The organism is Marinimicrobium sp., assembly GCF_002695945.1.
GTDB lineage: Bacteria > Pseudomonadota > Gammaproteobacteria > Pseudomonadales > Cellvibrionaceae > Marinimicrobium > Marinimicrobium koreense.
This window is the reverse complement of sequence record NZ_NZQP01000019.1, coordinates 55,339-73,236: the sequence shown is the minus strand read 5'-3', so window position 1 is coordinate 73,236 and position 17,898 is coordinate 55,339. Positions and strand designations below refer to the sequence as shown.

Annotated in this window: 13 protein-coding genes and 2 pseudogenes; 2 read left to right on the top strand and 13 right to left on the bottom strand. The window is 60.2% G+C overall.

What is annotated here, in order from left to right:
- Positions 1–23: 23 nt before the first annotated feature.
- Positions 24–551 carry a DUF3833 domain-containing protein gene (locus tag CMG77_RS03540; protein WP_286805430.1) on the top strand — a complete coding sequence of 176 codons (528 nt, stop codon included), beginning with the start codon at positions 24–26 and terminating at the stop codon, positions 549–551.
- A gap of 58 nt (positions 552–609) precedes the next feature.
- Positions 610–807 (top strand): DNA gyrase inhibitor YacG, encoded by a 198-nt coding sequence (gene yacG / locus CMG77_RS03535; RefSeq protein ID WP_286805428.1) that lies wholly within the window; start codon positions 610–612, stop codon positions 805–807.
- A gap of 9 nt (positions 808–816) precedes the next feature.
- Here yacG and CMG77_RS03530 read toward each other — a convergent pair whose 3' ends face one another.
- From CMG77_RS03530 to murD, 13 genes and pseudogenes are all read right to left on the bottom strand, one after another.
- Positions 817–1,749 carry a Nudix family hydrolase gene (locus CMG77_RS03530; protein ID WP_286903621.1) on the bottom strand — a complete coding sequence of 311 codons (933 nt, stop codon included), beginning with the start codon at positions 1,747–1,749 and terminating at the stop codon, positions 817–819.
- 4 nt (positions 1,750–1,753) lie between these two features.
- Positions 1,754–2,974 (bottom strand): bifunctional glutamate N-acetyltransferase/amino-acid acetyltransferase ArgJ, encoded by a 1,221-nt coding sequence (gene argJ / locus CMG77_RS03525; RefSeq protein WP_286903620.1) that lies wholly within the window; start codon positions 2,972–2,974, stop codon positions 1,754–1,756.
- A 156-nt stretch (positions 2,975–3,130) separates the two neighbouring features.
- A pseudogene (secA, locus tag CMG77_RS03520) lies at positions 3,131–5,857 on the bottom strand (preprotein translocase subunit SecA).
- Positions 5,858–5,964: 107 nt separating this feature from the next.
- On the bottom strand, positions 5,965–6,903 hold the full coding sequence (locus CMG77_RS03515; protein ID WP_286903619.1) for a M23 family metallopeptidase: 939 nt from the start codon (positions 6,901–6,903) through the stop codon (positions 5,965–5,967).
- 351 nt (positions 6,904–7,254) lie between these two features.
- Complete coding sequence (lpxC, locus tag CMG77_RS03510) at positions 7,255–8,166, bottom strand: UDP-3-O-acyl-N-acetylglucosamine deacetylase (RefSeq protein ID WP_286903618.1); 912 nt, start codon at positions 8,164–8,166, stop codon at positions 7,255–7,257.
- A gap of 397 nt (positions 8,167–8,563) precedes the next feature.
- Positions 8,564–9,736, bottom strand: coding sequence for a cell division protein FtsZ (ftsZ, locus tag CMG77_RS03505; protein WP_286903617.1), 1,173 nt, complete (start codon positions 9,734–9,736; stop codon positions 8,564–8,566).
- 65 nt (positions 9,737–9,801) lie between these two features.
- A pseudogene (ftsA, locus tag CMG77_RS03500) lies at positions 9,802–11,037 on the bottom strand (cell division protein FtsA).
- Positions 11,038–11,071: 34 nt separating this feature from the next.
- Positions 11,072–11,794, bottom strand: coding sequence for a cell division protein FtsQ/DivIB (locus tag CMG77_RS03495; RefSeq protein WP_286903616.1), 723 nt, complete (start codon positions 11,792–11,794; stop codon positions 11,072–11,074).
- A gap of 92 nt (positions 11,795–11,886) precedes the next feature.
- Positions 11,887–12,777, bottom strand: coding sequence for a D-alanine--D-alanine ligase (locus CMG77_RS03490; RefSeq protein WP_502691741.1), 891 nt, complete (start codon positions 12,775–12,777; stop codon positions 11,887–11,889).
- Positions 12,778–12,864: 87 nt separating this feature from the next.
- Positions 12,865–14,253, bottom strand: a complete 1,389-nt coding sequence (murC, locus tag CMG77_RS03485) for a UDP-N-acetylmuramate--L-alanine ligase (RefSeq protein ID WP_286903625.1) — start codon at positions 14,251–14,253, stop codon at positions 12,865–12,867.
- Positions 14,254–14,281: 28 nt separating this feature from the next.
- Positions 14,282–15,376, bottom strand: a complete 1,095-nt coding sequence (gene murG / locus CMG77_RS03480; protein ID WP_286903624.1) for an undecaprenyldiphospho-muramoylpentapeptide beta-N-acetylglucosaminyltransferase — start codon at positions 15,374–15,376, stop codon at positions 14,282–14,284.
- The gene (ftsW, locus tag CMG77_RS03475) at positions 15,376–16,590 is read right to left on the bottom strand and encodes a putative lipid II flippase FtsW (protein WP_502691740.1); all 1,215 of its coding nucleotides are present in this window, start codon (positions 16,588–16,590) and stop codon (positions 15,376–15,378) included. The genes murG and ftsW overlap by 1 nt, the downstream gene beginning before the upstream one ends.
- A complete protein-coding gene (gene murD, locus CMG77_RS03470) occupies positions 16,590–17,894 on the bottom strand; it encodes a UDP-N-acetylmuramoyl-L-alanine--D-glutamate ligase (protein WP_502691739.1) in 1,305 nt (434 codons plus the stop codon). The genes ftsW and murD overlap by 1 nt, the downstream gene beginning before the upstream one ends.
- Positions 17,895–17,898 lie beyond the last annotated feature (4 nt).

Here is a 17,898-nt window from a genome sequence, read left to right as displayed (position 1 = left end):
GCACGCTGGCTGGGGAGAGAATTATGCGCGCGCTTTTATTGAGCCTGGTACTGACACTGGGGGCCTGTTCCTCCACCGAGGTACAGGAGTACGCGGGAAATGAACCCGCCCTGACGCTGGAAGATTTCTTTCAGGGGTCCCTGACGGCCCACGGGGTGCTGAAAAGTCGCGGTGGCACGGTGACCCGCTACTTCAACGCGACCATCGAAGCGAGTTGGGATGACGAGGGTGTCGGTCGCCTGGCCGAGCGCTTCGAGTTTGACGATGGCGAAATCCAGCATCGCAACTGGACCCTGGAGCCTCAGGAAGACGGCAGCTACAAGGCCACCGCCGGCGATGTGCTCGGCGAGGGCCGGGCGGAAACCAGCGGCAATGCCCTGAAAATGGATTACGTCCTCGAAGTGGACTACAAAGACCGCAAACTGGCACTGAACGTCGAGGACTGGATGTGGCGGGTCGACGAGGACACCATCATCAACCAGTCCACCCTGCGCAAGTGGGGATTCAGGGTAGGCACCATCCAGTTGACCATTATCCGTCAACGGGATTGAATTGACCTGCCGGGCGGTGCTATAACGGCCGCCCATTGAGTGACTGCGGACCCGAGCCATGACTGACCCGACCCCCGAGCCCATCAAACTGGACTGCCCGACCTGCGGCGAAACGATTGTCTGGAGTGAGGATTATCCCTACCGCCCCTTCTGCAGCGAACGCTGCAAAATGATCGATCTGGGCGAATGGGCCAGTGAAGGCCACAAGATTCCGGGCGATCCGGTGATCCTTGATGAGAACGATCAGCCCCTCTGACACGAGAACCTACCAGGCGTACCCTATACCCGCGATGCCCTGCGCCCCGGCGGCTTTTGCCTGCGGCAGGGCCTCGGGCCCCACACCGCCCAGGGCGTACACCGGCAGGGGCACTCCGGCCGTCCATTCGGCAAAACGCGCCCAGCCCAGAGGCTCGGTATCCGGGTGACTTTGGGTAACCTGTACCGGGGACAGAAACACGTAGTCCACACCCAGGCGAACCGCCTGCTCCAGCTCCTCCGGGGTATGGCAGGACGCGCCCCACCAACCCGAAAGCCCCAACGGGCGCCGCTCACAGTGCCGCAACGCCTCGGCGTTCATATGCCAGCCAGCCAGCCCGCTCAGACCGCGATCTTCCGGGCCATGGGCGATCAGTGTGGCACCGAACCGGGCACACAGCNCTTGCGCCTGNAGGGCCCGAGCCCGATACGCGTCGGCCGACAGCTCCGGGGCACGCAAGTGAATCCAGGNGTGGCCATTGGTCAACGCCCGNTCCAGGCGCTGCCACCAGTCTGCCTCCGAGTNGGCGGAACCGGTAATCAATATCTNTTGTGGCAGACGAATGGCATGAAGGATCGGCCGGTTGGCCTCGGGGAAGCGGTAGTCGGGTAANGCNGCCGGCTCGACCCAGCGCACCGGCTGGCCCTCGTTGCCNCGCGCCNCGCCCGAAAAATCGGTCACCCGGCANACCTGTAGCAGCACGGACTTGTCCGGGTAGTCGTGGCGAATATCGATCAGCGGTTCGCTGGCGCGCACCTNNATCGAGAGTTCTTCCGCCAGCTCCCGAGCGAGGGCATCNGCCAGCGTNTCCCCNTCATCGACCTTGCCCCCGGGAAANTCCCAGAGNCCGCCNTGGTGCACGTGCTCGGGACGGCGGGCAATCAGGATTCGACCCTGTGGGTCCTGAATCACACCCACCGCCACTCGTACCACCGAACCCATGGAATCAGCTCCGGTAGTCGGCGTTGATGCGCACGTACTCGTGGGACAGATCGGTGGTCCAGAGGGTTTCCNCACAANCGCCGCGGCCGAGGTCAATGCGGATGGTGATTTCCGCCTGATCCATGACCGCCTGGCCCTGCTCTTCGGTATANCCCTCGGCNCGTCCACCGTCTTCGACAATCAGNGTGTCGTTNAGGTGGATGCGAACCTTGTTGGCGTCCAGCCCCGGCACGCCGGCATAGCCNACCGCCGCCACAATCCGCCCCCAGTTGGGGTCCGAGGCGAACAGGGCGGTCTTGATCAGCGGCGAATGCGCCACCGCATANCCCACCTGCAGACACTCGTCCTGACTNGCGCCGCCGCTGACCGCCAGAGTGACAAACTTNGTCGCCCCNTCGCCGTCCGCNACNATNCNCTTGGCGAGNTATTCATGGGCANCNATGATCAGNCCACGCACTTTCTCGTACAGATCGCCAGAGGCCTCGGTGATNGCCTCNGCACCGGATTGNCCGGTAGCCATCAGAATGCAGGAATCGTTGGTGGAGGTATCGCCGTCGATGGTGATCCGGTTGAAGGATTTATTCGCGGCCTCCTTGCACANNTCGTCCAGCACCGGCTGGGCGATATCCGCATCGGTGGCAATATAGGCAAGCATGGTGCCCATGTTCGGCTTGATCATACCTGCGCCTTTGGCAATACCATTTACCGTGATGGTTTTGCCCTGATGTTCGACGCTGGCGGTATAACCCTTGGGACGGGTATCNGTGGTCATGATCGCCTTGGCCGCTGCTTCCCAGCCGNNTTCGCTGAGCCCGGCATGNGCNTGNGGCAGCACATTGACNATCTTGTTGACCGGCAGCGGCTCCCCGATCACACCGGTGGAGAAAGGCAGTACCTGAGCGGCCTGAACACCGGACAACTGGGCTACGGCCTCACTGGTGGCGATGGCGTCGCGCCGACCCCGCTCGCCCGTGCAGGCNTTGGCGTTNCCGGANTTGATCACNAGNTANCGGGGGCTNGCCTGTTTGAGGTANTCGCGGCACAGCGTCACCGGCGCGGCACAAAANGCGTTGCGGGTGAACACNCCGGCGCTGCGGGTACCNGCGGCCAGCTCGATCAACACCACATCCTGGCGACCGGGCTTTTTGATCCCGGCGCTNGCCNTGGCCAGTTTGATCCCGGCCAGNGGGGGCATGGAGGGAAAGGGGTATTCGCCAACGGCCATTTTTGGAACTCCGTTTTAATGAAGGGGATGCCTCAACGTTGGGTAACGGCGGATGCGCTGCGCTTATCCGCCCTACGGATAGCTTGGCAGTTCGCGTAGGGCGGATAAGGCGAAGCCGCATCCGCCGTTACCAAAACCGCAACACAACCACCGTAATCAGCTCAACTTACCGTGACACTGCTTGTATTTCTTGCCGGAACCGCAGGGGCACGGATCGTTGCGGCCCACTTTGCGTCCGTCGCGCACGAACGGCTGGCCGCCAGGCTCGCCCTCGCCCGCCGGCTGCTCCGCCGCCTGTTGGCGACCACCGCTCAGGGCCGACACCTCGTCGTGCTGCAGCTGCATCTTCTGACGTTCGCGCTCTTCGCGCCGCTTGCGCTCCATCTCCTCCATCTGCTCCCGGGTCACCGGCTCCACACGGGCCAGCAGGTGAATCACTTCATGCTTCACTTTATCCAGCATGCCCTGGAACAGATAAAACGCTTCGCGCTTGTATTCCTGTTTGGGGTTCTTCTGAGCATAGGAGCGCAGGTTAATGCCCTGACGCAAGTGATCCATGTTGGCCAATTGCTCTTTCCAGGCATTGTCCAGTACCTGCAACATCACCTGCTTTTCGATCTCGGTCATCACCGGCCCGATACGCGCACACTTGGCGTCGTAGGCACCCTGCACTTCCGTCTGGAGTTTTTCGCGCAGCTTTTCCTCGTGTAANTGATCGTCCTCATCCAGCCACTTGGCCAGCGGCAGCCGCANCCCGAACTCCTGCTCCAGACGCTTNTCCAGACCCGTCACATCCCACTGNTCTTCCAGACTCTGGGGCGGAATGTGTTCGCTNATGATCTCATCGACCACATCAAAGCGCACCGAGTTGATGGTGTCGGTGATCGTTTCGGCTTCNAGCAGCTCGTTGCGCTGCTGATACACCACCTGNCGCTGGTCATTGGCGACGTTATCAAACTCCAACAACTGTTTGCGGATGTCGAAGTTGCGCCCTTCCACCTTGCGCTGAGCCTTTTCGATAGCGTTGTTCACCATACGGTGCTCGATCGCTTCGCCCTTCTCCATACCCAGGGCCTGCATGAAGCCCCGAATGCGGTCTGAAGCGAAAATCCGCATCAGGCTGTCTTCCATCGACAGGTAGAAACGGGTGACCCCCGGGTCCCCCTGACGACCGGCCCGGCCGCGCAACTGATTGTCGATNCGGCGCGATTCGTGACGTTCGGTACCGATGATATGCAGACCACCGGCCTCAATCNCCTGCTCGTGACGCTTTTTCCACTCGCTTTTGATCTGCTCGATCTGGGCATCGGTGGGGTTGTCCAGCTTGGCGACTTCGGCTTCCCAGTTGCCGCCGAGTACGATGTCGGTACCCCGACCGGCCATGTTGGTGGCAATGGTTACCGCGCCCGGTCGGCCGGCCTGAGCGATGATTTCCGCTTCCTGCTCGTGGTACTTGGCNTTGAGNACNTGGTGNTCNATNCCNGCTTTNTTCAANCGGCTGGACATTTCNTCNGANGTCTCGATGGANGCGGTNCCNACCAGNANCGGGGCNTTCTGCNCNTGNTANTTTTTNANGTCNTCNACNATNGCGTCGTACTTNTCNTCNACNGTNAGNTANACCANATCNTTNAGGTCAATNCGCTGCTTGGGNTTGTTGGTGGGAATNACCACCACNTCCAGACCGTANATNTCCCGNAATTCNAANGCNTCGGTATCGGCNGTACCGGTCATACCGGACAGTGTGGGATACAGGCGGAAGTAATTCTGGAANGTGGTCGAGGCCAGCGTCTGGCTCTCGCTCTGGATCGGCACGCCCTCTTTGGCCTCGATGGCCTGNTGCAGGCCTTCGGACAGNCGNCGACCCGCCATGGTGCGCCCGGTGTGCTCATCGATNAGCACCACCTGATTGTTCTGNACNATGTATTCCACATCCCGATGGAACAGCGCNCGAGCNCGCAGNGCGGAGTTGACGTGGTGNAGCAGCCCCAGATTGTTCGCNGCNTAGAGGCTCTCTCCCTCCGGCAACAGTCCGGANCGGGACAGCAGGTCTTCCACTTTCTGGTGTCCCTGCTCGGTCAACTCAACCTGNCGGCTTTTTTCATCGACNGTNTAATCGCCATCCTCACCCTCTTCCGGCACCGGNTTCAGGTTCTGAATCAGCTTGCNCATNCGCATNTACAGCTCNGAGCTGTTCTCNGCCGCACCGGAGATGATGAGCGGGGTACGCGCCTCGTCAATCAGGATCGANTCNACTTCGTCCACCACGGCGAAGTTGAGCGGCCGCTGGACTTTNTCCTTCAGNCTGAGGGCCATGTTATCGCGNAGATAATCAAAGCCGAACTCGTTGTTGGTNCCGTAGGTNATATCCGCCGCGTANGCNTCGCGNTTGTCNGCGGAGGGCTGCATGGAGCGGATGACGCCCACGGTCATGCCCAGCTTCTGGTANACCTTGCCCATCCAGGCGGCGTCTCGGGANGCCAGGTANTCGTTCACCGTNACCACGTGGACGCCACGGCCGGTCAGGGCGTGCAGGTAACAGGGNAAGGTGGAGACCAGGGTTTTACCNTCACCGGTACGCATTTCGGAAATCTTGCCCTGGTGCAGGGCCATCCCCCCGATCATCTGNACGTCGAAGTGACGCAGACCCAACGCCCGCTTACTGGCCTCGCGAACCACCGCGAACGCTTCCGGCAGCAGTTGATCCAGGGTTTCCCCCTGCTCAAAGCGTTGTTTGAATTCCGTTGTCTTGGCCGCCAGGGCCTCATCACTGAGCGCTTCCAGCTCGCCTTCCATCTCGTTGATTTTGGCGACTGTTTTGCGCATACGCTTCAATTCGCGCTCGTTCTTCGAGCCGAACAGGGACTTCACTAATTTACCGATCATTGTTATTACCGTACTTGAGCAATTTGCGGGTGAACGACTGTCACCTCGTCGGAAAACCGACGAGTAAACCGAATGTGGCNTGCGAAAGCAAGCGGGAGGGAGGGAAATTAACGGCTGGCGCGNTGNATATANGTCGCCGGATCCACCGCACGACCGTTTTTGTACACCTCGAAGTGCACGTGTGGGCCGGTAGAGCGGCCGCTGGAGCCCATCAGAGCGATGACCTGGCCTTTTTTGACCACATCACCGACTTTGACCAGGTTTTCTTTGTTGTGCGCATAGCGCGTGGTAAAACCGCCGCCATGATTGATTTCCACCATCTGGCCGTAGCCATGGCGATCTTGCGACCAGGTAACCACACCGGCGGCCACCGAGATGATTTCGGAGCCGTCTTTACCGGCAAAATCCACGCCACCGTGCCACGCCACCTGACCGGTGAATGGGTCGGTGCGACGGCCAAAGCGCGAGGACATCCAGCCNTTCTTGATCGGGCGACCGGCGATAAAGATGTCGTCCTGCANNTTGCGCTTGGCCAGCAGNGCATCCAGGGTGGCGAGCTGCTGTTCGCGNTTCTCGATCTGATTGGACANCTGATCGATCACGCTGATGAAATCGGGGGGGGTGTAGGGATCACCGATGGTGGCGGTTTCCGGGCCACCCAGGGCGGGCGGCTGACTGAAGTCAAACTCNCCTTCATCCAGGTTGGCGAGGCTGGTCAGGTGCTCACCCAANGCATCCAGACGCATCAGACGGGCCTGTAGCTCGGCAACCCTCAGTGTCAACGCGGCCACTTGGGACCGGGCATGCTCGCGGGTTTCTTCCACTTGCGCCTGCTGCTCGGCCAGGGTGGCTTCCCACGCCCGCCGGGACTCGGCGGTAAAGACATCNNTATTGCCATTGAGCGAGCTCAGCCACTGCGCACCCAACACCCCGGCCGCCGTGACCGGCATCCCCAGCAGGCAGATGGACAGCAGNGCNCGNGTCCAGCCACCCAAGGNGATGCTGCGCGTCTGGCCGTGCTGTTTACTGACAATAATGATCTTCATGAAGCGGATATTACCCGTTTTTGTGTCCGGATTGCACAGTACTAATCGGCATTTTATGCCGATTATCTATATCAAATCCGTCTAATTTTGGTTCACTTATAGCTGTCGGCACTAAACAGCATCGTCAACCAAAGAAAAATCCATGAATTTCAACGTGTTATGTTATTTGNGGNATNTCAGCGAATCAAGACGAAGCGCTGNNCNCNGAATCAATCGCCAAATATGGCATATAAAGCCCTGAATTACCAACTTTTCGGCTATTTGGAGCNGGTGNNCCCGGAANGAAAAGGCCGCGCTGTCACCAGCGCGGCCTTTCGGGCGAATCGGGATTCGCGAGCGTNTCCCGCCGATTTACACCGCCAACAGCGGCTTCATGTAAGAGATCGGCGCGGTGCTTTCGTCTTCAAATGTCACCACTTCCCAGGCATCGCGCTGGGCAATGAGCTGACGCAGGGACTTGTTATTCAGGCCGTGACCTGACTTGTGGGCCCGGAANTCGCCAATCAGGCTGTTNCCCAGCAANTACAGNTCNCCNATGGCGTCGAGCACCTTGTGCTTGACGAACTCATCCTCGTANCGCAGACCGTCTTCGTTCAGAATCCGGTAGTCGTCCACNACNATNGCGTTGTCGACGCTNCCACCTTTCGCCAGACCTTTGGAGCGCAGGTACTCGATCTCGTGCATAAAGCCAAAGGTTCGNGCGCGGCTGACNTCCTTCACAAANGAGGTGCTGGAGAAGTCCACGGACGTCTGCANGTTGCGCCCCTCAAACACCGGGTGGTTGAAGTCAATGGAAAAGGTNACCTTGAAGCCATCGAAGGGNAGGAAACTCGCCACNTTGTCGCCTTCTTCAACCGTTANCGGCTTCTTGATCCGGATNAANTTCTTGGCNGCCGCCTGCTCCTGAATACCAGCGGACTGNATCAGNAACACAAAGGGNCCGGCGCTACCGTCCATAATNGGNACTTCNGGCGCGCTNACCTCAACGATGGCNTTATCAATNCCNAGNCCGGCCATNGCNGANAGCAGGTGCTCAACNGTNGANACCCGCACATCGCCCTTGACCAGGGTCGTGGACAGCGTGGTATCGCCGACGTTTTCGGCTTTGGCTTCGATCTCAACGACCGGATCCAGATCGACCCGGCGGAACACGATTCCGGCATCCGCAGGTGCCGGCAGAAGGGTCAGATATACTTTCTGACCGGTGTGCAAGCCAACACCGGTGGCCCGGATGGCATTTTTGAGCGTGCGTTGTCTGATCATTACCCTGAGTAGCCCACCTTTGGCTGTGGCATNANCCCCCTTGTGAGGCGCTGCTGCCGAGTTGTAAAAAGGACGCAATTGTAACAATTTTTCATTTCAGTCACTACTGAAATAGCGCTGAACATGCACCATTTTGGTGACATTTACCTCTTTTTACGGTTTGCGGACCCTCTAGCGCGGCAATCCGTGACACAGATCACGTTTCAACCTCTCAGATCCTGACCGTTCTCCGCCCAACCGGCGTGCGGGCCTGAACTCGACCCGGCTCGCCGGTTGCAACGGGCGTGAACTATGACAACAACCAGGGCAAAGGTTCTATACAAAGTTCACAANNCCTTCCATTGCCNCAGACTATTGACTCTTNCCGNCCAATATTCCAGAGAGCAATTCAGNCCTCTCAATCCGCCTGACGGCGCAGGAAAGCCGGAATGTCCAGATACTCCAGTTCTTTCTCGGTNGCCGGTGCGGTCGCCGTGGCCTGCCCGGTGGCCTGAGCGTTCTGGCGCATGACCGTGGGGCGCTCGTAACTGCTGTAGTCCACTTCACCGGTGTTNTTGCGGCGGGTNTTGTCTACCACCACCTTGGTTTTACCGGCGGGCTTTTCTTCCTTTGCGGGGACGCCCAGGCCCGTGGCCACGACGGTGACCCGCAGCTCGTCGGACATTTCGGGATCGATCACNGTACCGACCACCACGGTGGCATCGGAGGAGGCGAACTCTTCGATGGTATTNCCCACNTCNGAGTACTCGCCCANNGACAGGTCGATACCGGCGGTGATATTCACCAGAATACCGCGCGCGCCCTNNAGGTTGACGTCTTCCAGCAGCGGACTGCGAATGGCCGCCTCAGCCGCCTCGCGGGCCCGGTTCTCACCGGTTGCGTGGCCAGTGCCCATCATCGCCATGCCCATTTCGGACATCACCGTGCGCACGTCNGCGAAGTCGACGTTGATCATGCCCGGACGGATGATCAGGTCGGCAATACCCTGTACCGCNCCGAGCAGGACGTTGTTNGCNGCCTTGAACGCATCCAGCAGNCTGGTGGACTTACCCAGCACCGAGAGCAGTTTTTCGTTCGGGATGGTGATCAGTGAGTCCACCCGCTCCTGCAGCTCCTTGATGCCGGCGTCGGCNACGACCATGCGCTTGCGACCTTCGAAGGGGAACGGCTTGGTGACCACCGCCACGGTCAGGATGCCCAGATCGCGNGCCACNTCGGCCACGATNGGCGCCCCACCGGTNCCGGTGCCGCCGCCCATACCGGCAGCNATGAACACCATGTCGGCNCCNCGCAGTACTTCGGCGATGCGCTCACGGTCTTCCATGGCGGCCTGACGGCCCACTTCGGGGTTGGCGCCCGCACCCAGGCCCTTGGTCATGCTNTGACCCAGNTGCAGTACGGTGCGCGAGTCGATGTCCTTGAGCGCCTGTGCGTCGGTATTGGCGCAGATGAACTCCACGCCCTCGATGTTGCTGTCGATCATGTGCTTGACGGCGTTGCCACCGCCACCACCGACACCAATGACTTTAATCACGGCATTTTGCGGGATGTTGTCTACGAGCTCGAACATAGTATTTCCCCTTTTCCTTTACCAAATTAAAAATTATTGAAGTAACAAAATNAGCAAACGGTAATTTAAAAATGACTTTGAAACAGTTTTTTCAAGCGACCGAACCAGGAGTCGTCGTTGTCTCGGACATGCGTGATGGCCCTCCCCTCTTGCTGTTGCTTGATGGCGTATTGCAGTAAGCCNACGCCGGTTGAATAAATGGGGTTGTTGACAATATCTTTGAGACCGCGAGTGTTCTGGGGCGCNCCCANGCGCACCGGCATGTGGAAAATTTCTTCNGCCAGTTCAACCACACCCTCCATTTTCGCGGTGCCCCCGGTCAGCACGATGCCGGCGGCAATCAGATCTTCAAAGCCACTGCGCCGAAGCTCCGCNTGNACCAGCGTAAACAGNTCGTCGTAGCGCGGTTCAACCACTTCGGCCAANGCCTGGCGGGACAGATCCCGCGGCTCGCGATCGCCCACGCTCGGCACCTTGATGGTTTCATCGGGACCNGTCAGNTTCGCCAGGGCGCAGGCGTATTTGATTTTGATTTCTTCCGCGTGGGGCGTCGGGGTACGGAACGCCATGGCGATGTCNTTGGTNACCTGATCACCGGCGATGGGAATCACGCCGGTGTGACGNATGGCCCCCTCCTTGAACACCGCAATNTCGGTNGTNCCGCCACCGATATCCACCACGCAGACACCCAGCTCTTTNTCATCTTCGGTCAGCACCGAAAAGCTTGAGGCGAGCTGCTCNAGAATGATGTCTTCCACTTCCAGCCCACAGCGCCGAATGCANTTNTCNATNTTCTGCGCCGCATTNACNGCNCAGGTGACCAGGTGAACCTTCGCNTCCAGNCGAACACCGGACATGCCCAGCGGCTCTTTGACNCCCTCCTGATCGTCGATCAGNAATTCCTGCGGAAGAATGTGCAGGATNTTCTGGTCCGCNGGAATGGCCACGGCCTGGGCGGCATCAATCACCCGCTCCANATCCTGGGGGTACACNTCNCGGTCCTTGATCGCCACGATGCCGTGGGAGTTCAGGCTGCGGATNTGGCTGCCGGCANTACCGGCGTAGACCGAGTGNATCTGNCAGCCGGCCATCAGCTCNGCCTCNTCGATCGCCCGNTGAATGGACTGCACGGTCGATTCGATATTCACCACCACACCCTTNTTGAGTCCGCTGGAGCGGTGTGAGCCGATCCCCACCACTTCCAATTCGCCCTCGGGAGTAATGGCACCGACTATAGCGACGACTTTGGATGTACCGATATCCAGACCGACAATCATCTTGCTGTCAGCTACATGGGCCATTATGCGAACCTCTTTTGCATGTCACAGTTTTCCATCATTGCGTTTCTGCTTCTTCCTGTTGTGCTTTCCAGGCGACCGCCACCCCGTTGTGATAGCGTAAATCTACCTGCTCTATGTCGTCCCAGCGCTCGCTCAACTGCCGGTCATAGACCGTGGCGAANCGCTGCATCTTCTCCAGCACCTGATCCCGTCCGATCACCAGGGCAACNCCATCNCTCAGNGTCAGGCGCCAGGCATTTTTCCGATCACTTCTCAGCGACTGAATACTCAGCCCCCGATGACGCAGCATCTGCGCCAGATCCTGGTAACGCTCCATCATCGCCACGGCATCCGCATCCGATCCGGCCAGCAGGGGCAAATGCGCCAGNGCCGATTGATCNTCAACGGCAATGATATCTCCGCCGCGATCCAGGAANCCGATCTCACCCCAACGGGCAATCGGCTCCTCCTCAATAATTTTCACGTGCAGCAGNTCCGGCCAACGCCTTGTCAATGCGGCCTGNGCCACCCANGGCTCCGCTTCCAGTGCCTNCTTNATCGCCGCGAGATCCANCTGCANGAATCCNTCNCCCAGTTGATCACTCAGTAACGNTTCGANCCGCTTACGGCTCAGNTAGCGAAACGTTCCCTCGACACTCACTTCGGCGACCGGCCGGTTCAACCATCCGCTGATCGGNTCGANCAACCAGCNTCCCGCGCCGATCAANACACCCACCAGTAACACCGGGCCAATCCATCGGCGCCCTCCCCTGAGCATGGCNCCCCAGTCCTTTCGGGGTTGGCTTTTGCGGGTGGCGCCGCGCGGCGTCACTCTGCCCTGCCCGGGAATCCGTTTTACCGAACCGGACTTCATGACTCCGTCTGGCAGGCTCGCACAATCCGCACCACCAGCTCGGCGAAACTCAAGCCGGCGGCCTGTGCCGCCATCGGCACCAGACTGTGGCTGGTCATGCCCGGCACNGTNTTCACTTCCAGTAAATAGAAGTTACCCANGTGGTCGGCCATCACATCCACCCGGCCCCAGCCCCGACAACCNAGGCTGNTGAATGCCTGCAAGGCGAGCGCCTTGAGCCCCTGCTCGCGCTCNGCATCCAGGCCGCAGGGGCACAGGTAACGNGTGTCGTCGGCCANGTANTTGGCGTCGTAATCGTAAAAGCGGTGGTCCGTTTCCAGCTTGATGGGAGGCAGTGCCTCACCGTCGAGAATGGCCACCGTGTATTCACTGCCGGTAATCAGGCGTTCAACCAACACGCTGCCGTCGTAATGCGCCGCATCCCGATANGCCTGGGCCAATTCGGCACCACTCTGCACCCGNGCCATACCAATNCTGGAACCCTCGTGNGCCGGCTTCACAATGGCGTCACCACCGAGNTTTTTCAGAANCTGATCCCAATCGCTGTCCGCATTGACCACGGCAAACTCGGGTGTGGACAAACCNATACCCGCCCACAGTTGTTTACTGCGCAGCTTNTCCATCGCCAATGCCGAGGCTGACACATCGCTGCCGGTGTAGGGAATGCCCATATACTCGAGCACNCCCTGAATGCGACCGTCTTCACCGCCGGGGCCGTGCANGGCGATNAACGCCACGTCCATGGGCGTGGCCTGTAACTGGGCAATGGCATCCGCTCCGATATCAATCCCCACCGCGTCCACACCGGACTGGCGCAATGCGTCCAACACCGCGGCCCCGGTCTGCAGGGAAATTTCCCGCTCGGCCGAGGTTCCGCCGTACAACACGCCCACCCGACCCGGNTTGAACCCGGCGGAGGCAGCGGACANTGTGTTGTTTGCTTCTGTGTTCACTTCGATCAATACCTCAAGGGCCTANCGCAACTTGCGCTGGGCGAGTTCACCTGCCAGAGCNCCGACGTTACCGGCACCCTGAGTAATCACAATATCGCCCGGNTTGACGATATCCCGAATCACATCGGGCACATCATCCACCGACTCGACAAATATCGGNTCGACCGCACCGCGCATCCGAATGCTNCGGCTCAAGTGGCGGCCATCCGCGCCCGGGATGGGGTCTTCGCCNGCGCTGTANACTTCCANCAACACCAGCGCATCAACCGAGGACAACACNTCCACAAAGTCTTCGTANAGATCCCGGGTCCGCGTGTAGCGGTGCGGCTGATAGACCATCACCAAGCGGCGATCCGGCCAACCATCGCGNATGGCCGCAATCGTCGCNGCCACTTCGCGGGGGTGATGNCCGTAGTCGTCCACCAACATGGCTTCGCCGTTCTCGACCTGGTAGTGGCCATACACCTGGAAGCGACGNCCCACACCGGCNAAGTGTTTCAGCCCGTCCTGAATGGCCTGATCGCTCAGGCCTTCATCGGTGGCGACNGCNACTACTGCCGTCGCATTCAATACGTTGTGCAACCCNGGAATATTGAGCTCNATCGCCANCGGCTCTTTNTGGTCCGGNCGNTCGACTTCAAAGCGGGTCTGCATCTTGTCCTTGCTGACATTGATCGCCCGAAANTCACAGTGGGCCTCAAAGCCATAGGTCANTATCGGGCGCGACAGCGATGGGATGATGTCGCGCACNACCGGNTCATCCCCGCACAACACCGCCAGNCCGTAGAACGGCAGGTTGTGAATGAATTCGATAAAGGTGCGCTTCAACTGGTTGAAGTCGCCCCCATAGGTGTCCATGTGATCCGCNTCGATGTTGGTCACCACCGCNACCATGGGCTGCANGTGCAGGAAGGACGCATCACTTTCGTCCGCTTCCGCNACCAGGTAGCGACTNGCCCCCAACTGAGCNTTGCTGCCCGCNCTATTGACCAGGCCGCCAATGATGAAAGTCGGGTGTTGCCCGCCGGCCGCCAGCACCGATGCCATNAGGCTGGTNGTGGTGGTTTTACCGTGAGTGCCGGCCACCGCAATACCGTGGCGATAGCGCATCANTTCNCCGAGCATCTCGGCGCGTCGCACGATGGGNATNCGNCGCTCGCGGGCGCTGANCATCTCCGGGTTGTCCGCTTTCACCGCNCTGGAGTTGACCACAACGTGCGCATCCACCACGTTCTCTTCGCGGTGGCCGATAAACACTTTTGCCCCCATCGCCTCNAGGCGACGGGTGGTNCCGGAGGCNTTCAGATCGGAGCCNGTAATNTCATAGCCCTGATTGATCAGNACCTCCGCAATACCACTCATACCCGCACCNCCGATGCCGATAAAGTGAATGCGTCGAATGCGGCGCATNTCCGGAACTTCGTAATATTGAATGGCTTTATCCACGATTGACCTCGGTTTGGGCAATGCATTGCTCGGCNACCACTCGNGCCGCTTCGGGTCGTGCCANTTGGCGGCCANGNTCGGCCATGGCGCGCAGGCGANTGCGCTCGGCAAACTCTTCCCGCATCAAGGCCGCCAGCTTTTCACCGTCCAGATCTTTTTGCGAGACCGCCAGCGCGGCNCCGGCATTNACCAACACGGCCGCATTGTGCGTCTGATGATCGTCNATGGCGTNNGGGAACGGAATCAACANNGCCGCCAACCCCACTGTCATCAACTCTGAAATTGTCAGNGCGCCGGCTCGACAGATCACCCAGTCNGCCCAGGCGTAGGCCTCGGCCATATCATCAATGAACGCATCCACCCGAGCGTCCACGCCGGCAGCNTCATAGTGCGACCGGGTGGCNTCCTGATGGGCCGCGCCACTTTGATGCCACACCACCGGGCGGGNGTCAGGTGCAAGTCGGGCCAANGCTTCGGGCACCTGTTCGTTAATGGCCTGCGCCCCCAGGCTGCCACCCAGCACCAGAAGCCGCAGCGGCTGCTCGCCCCGCGCGCTGAAACGCTCCGCGGGCGCNGCCAGGGNCGCCAGCTCACGACGCACNGGGTTGCCNACTTCCTGCGCTCCTTTCAGGCCAGTCGGGAAGGCAGTGAGTACCGATTGCGCCAAAGGCGCCAGGTAACGATTTGTCGTGCCCGGGATGGCATTCTGTTCGTGAATGACCAACGGTTTCCACAACAGTTTTGCCGCAATACCACCAGGGCCGGAGGCAAACCCGCCAAAGCCCACCACCACATCCGGCTTGAACCGCCAGATCACCGCCAGCGCCTGACAGATGGCCGCCAGAATCANAAANGGCGCNTTCAGNAGGCCGGCCATACCGCGGCCCCGCACGCCCTGCACGGACAGATAATGCAGGGCNATACCCGCACCCGGCACCAGACGGGCCTCAATACCTTTGGCGGTACCCAACCAGGCTACCTGAACGCCTTGCGCCTGCAGCTCGCGCGCCACCGCCAACGCCGGAAACACATGACCTCCGGTGCCGCCNGCCATAATCANNGCTTTTTTACGGGAGGCTGAAGTCATCATGCNGCCTCCCGCCACTGTGAGNTCACCGACACCGGCTTGACCCGGGTGCGCACGCGCGANACCGGAACCGCCTGGCGCTGCTCCCAATCCACCCGAATCACAAAGCCGATCAGCGCGCAGCCAATCANCAAGCTGCTNCCGCCATAACTGATNAACGGCAGAGTCAGNCCCTTGGTGGGCANCAAGCCNGCGGCAACNCCCACATTGATGAATACCTGNAAGGTNAACAATATGGCCACNCCGTAAGAGGCGAACGCGGCAAACAACCGGTTGGCCGTCAGGCTNGCGCGNGCGATCGCAAAAANCCGCACGATCAACGCCGCGAATACNCCGAGCATNACCACCAGACCGATCAGTCCAAACTCCTCGGCCATNATGGCGGCNATAAAATCNGTGTGCGCTTCCGGCAGNTAAAACAGTTTCTGGAGACTGTTCCCGAGNCCAAGNCCAAACCACTCNCCCCGACCGAAGGCGATCAGGGATTGCGTCAATTGATAGCCGGAGCCGAACTGGGCCGACCAGGGGTCCAGAAAGGTCACCAGACGGGTCATCCGGTAGGGCGAATACACCGCCAGCGCTGCCAGACAGGCAATGGCNGCCGCNCCCAACAATCCGAAGTGCCAGAGCTTGACCCCCGCGATAAACATCATGGCCAGAACCACACTGGCCAACACTACGGCACTACCGAAGTCCGGCTGGAACAACAGCAGCAAGCACATCAGCCCCAACACCAGCACCGGCTTCACGAAGCCCTGCCAGCCGGTATACAACTCCTGATGCCGACGGGCGAAGAAGCTGGCAAAGAACACAACCGCAGCCACTTTGGCCACTTCCGAAATCTGAACTGAGATGACCCCAAGATCCAGCCAGCGACGGGCGCCGTTCACCTCCCGGCCAATACCCGGAACCAACACGAGGCAAAGCAAACCCAGGGTCGCCACCATCAACCAGCCGGCGTATTGCTGGGCATAGCGCACCGGCACCGCCACGACCAGAGCGGCAACCGCCACCCCCAACATCAGGTACACAAAGTGCCGCTTGGTAAAGAACCAGGGGTCACCGTAGGTATCCGCCGCAAACGCGATCGAGGCAGAGGCGATCATCACCAGGCCAATGCTGAGCAGACCGAGCCACAGGAGAATCAGCCATTGATCCACGCCGCCACGAAAAATCGCCACGGATTCTTCCCAGTGCTGTTTGAGCCAATTCATCATTGCTGGCCCTCCACTGCCTGGCGGAACTGCTCGCCCCGGTCCTGATAATTGCGGAACATATCGAAGCTCGCGCAGGCCGGGGACAACAGAACCACATCGCCTGACTGTGCGGCGGCGGCAGCTTTGCGCACCGCATCCTCCATGGAGTCCGCGCGGATCACGTCCGCCAGGTCGCCCAGCGTCGCTTCCATGGCATCGGCGGCGGTGCCGATCAACACCAGGGTGCGAACACAGCGCTCGACCGGTTTGCGCAACTCGGCAAAGTCCGCGCCTTTGGGATCGCCGCCGGCGATCAACACAACTTTTCCCTGAGGGGGCATCAGCCCTTCAATGGCCGCCACGGCGGCGCCCACGTTGGTACCCTTGGAGTCGTTGTAGTAGGTCACGCCAGCGTGTTCCGCCACCCACTCGCACCGGTGCGCCAAGCCCGGGAAGCGACGCAGGGTGTTAAGCATGGACTCGTGGGCCAAGCCCGCCGAGTGACCCAGCGCCAACGCCGCCAACGCGTTATCGATATTGTGCCGTCCCTTGATTTTCAGCTCGCTCGCCGGCATCAGAGGGTCGAGCTGCCAGTACAGCCACAACTCGCCCTCATGCTCGGCCGCGCCAAACCGGTGAAACTCCGGGCGCCCACCAAAGGTGACCGGTATCGCATTGACACTCATCGGCGGCTGGGTCAGCACACTCTGGCTGTTGTACACCACCTGTTCCGCGCCGAAATAAACCCGCAACTTGGCCTGATGGTAGGCGGGCATGTTCGGGTANCGATCCATATGNTCGGCNCTGACATTCAGTACCGTGGCCACCTTGGCGCTCAGTTTNGNNACACCNTCCANTTGAAAGCTGGAAAGCTCCAACACNTACAACTCAACGCTGTCATCGAGCAGATCCAGTGCCGGTGTCCCGAGGTTGCCGCCCACGGCGACCCGCACGCCCGCATCTTTGGCCATTTCACCCACCAGGGTGGTAACCGTGCTTTTGGCGTTGGAGCCGGTAATCGCAATCAGCGGCGCCTTGGCGTAACGCACGAACAGTTCGATATCGCCCACCAGGCGAGCGCCGGCATTGCGCGCCTGTTGCAGTTCGGGGGTGCTCATCGCGATCCCCGGGCTGACCACCACTTCTTCCACCCGGCTCATCAACGCCACATCCAGGGGGCCGAACTGCACCCGCTCCGCACCAAACTCCTGCTCCAGCGCCTCGCGCTGGGGATGATCCGCACGGGTATCCAGCAAGGTGAACGCCTGCCCCCGACGCGCCAGAAAACGCGCGACGGAGACGCCGGTCAGACCGGCGCCCACGATG

What these genes read in the sequence shown, in the direction of transcription:
- CMG77_RS03540 (WP_286805430.1), top strand. Translation starts at nt 24, where the DNA reads ATGCGCGCGCTTTTATTGAGCCTGGTACTGACACTGGGGGCCTGTTCC.
- yacG (WP_286805428.1), top strand. Translation starts at nt 610, where the DNA reads ATGACTGACCCGACCCCCGAGCCCATCAAACTGGACTGCCCGACCTGC.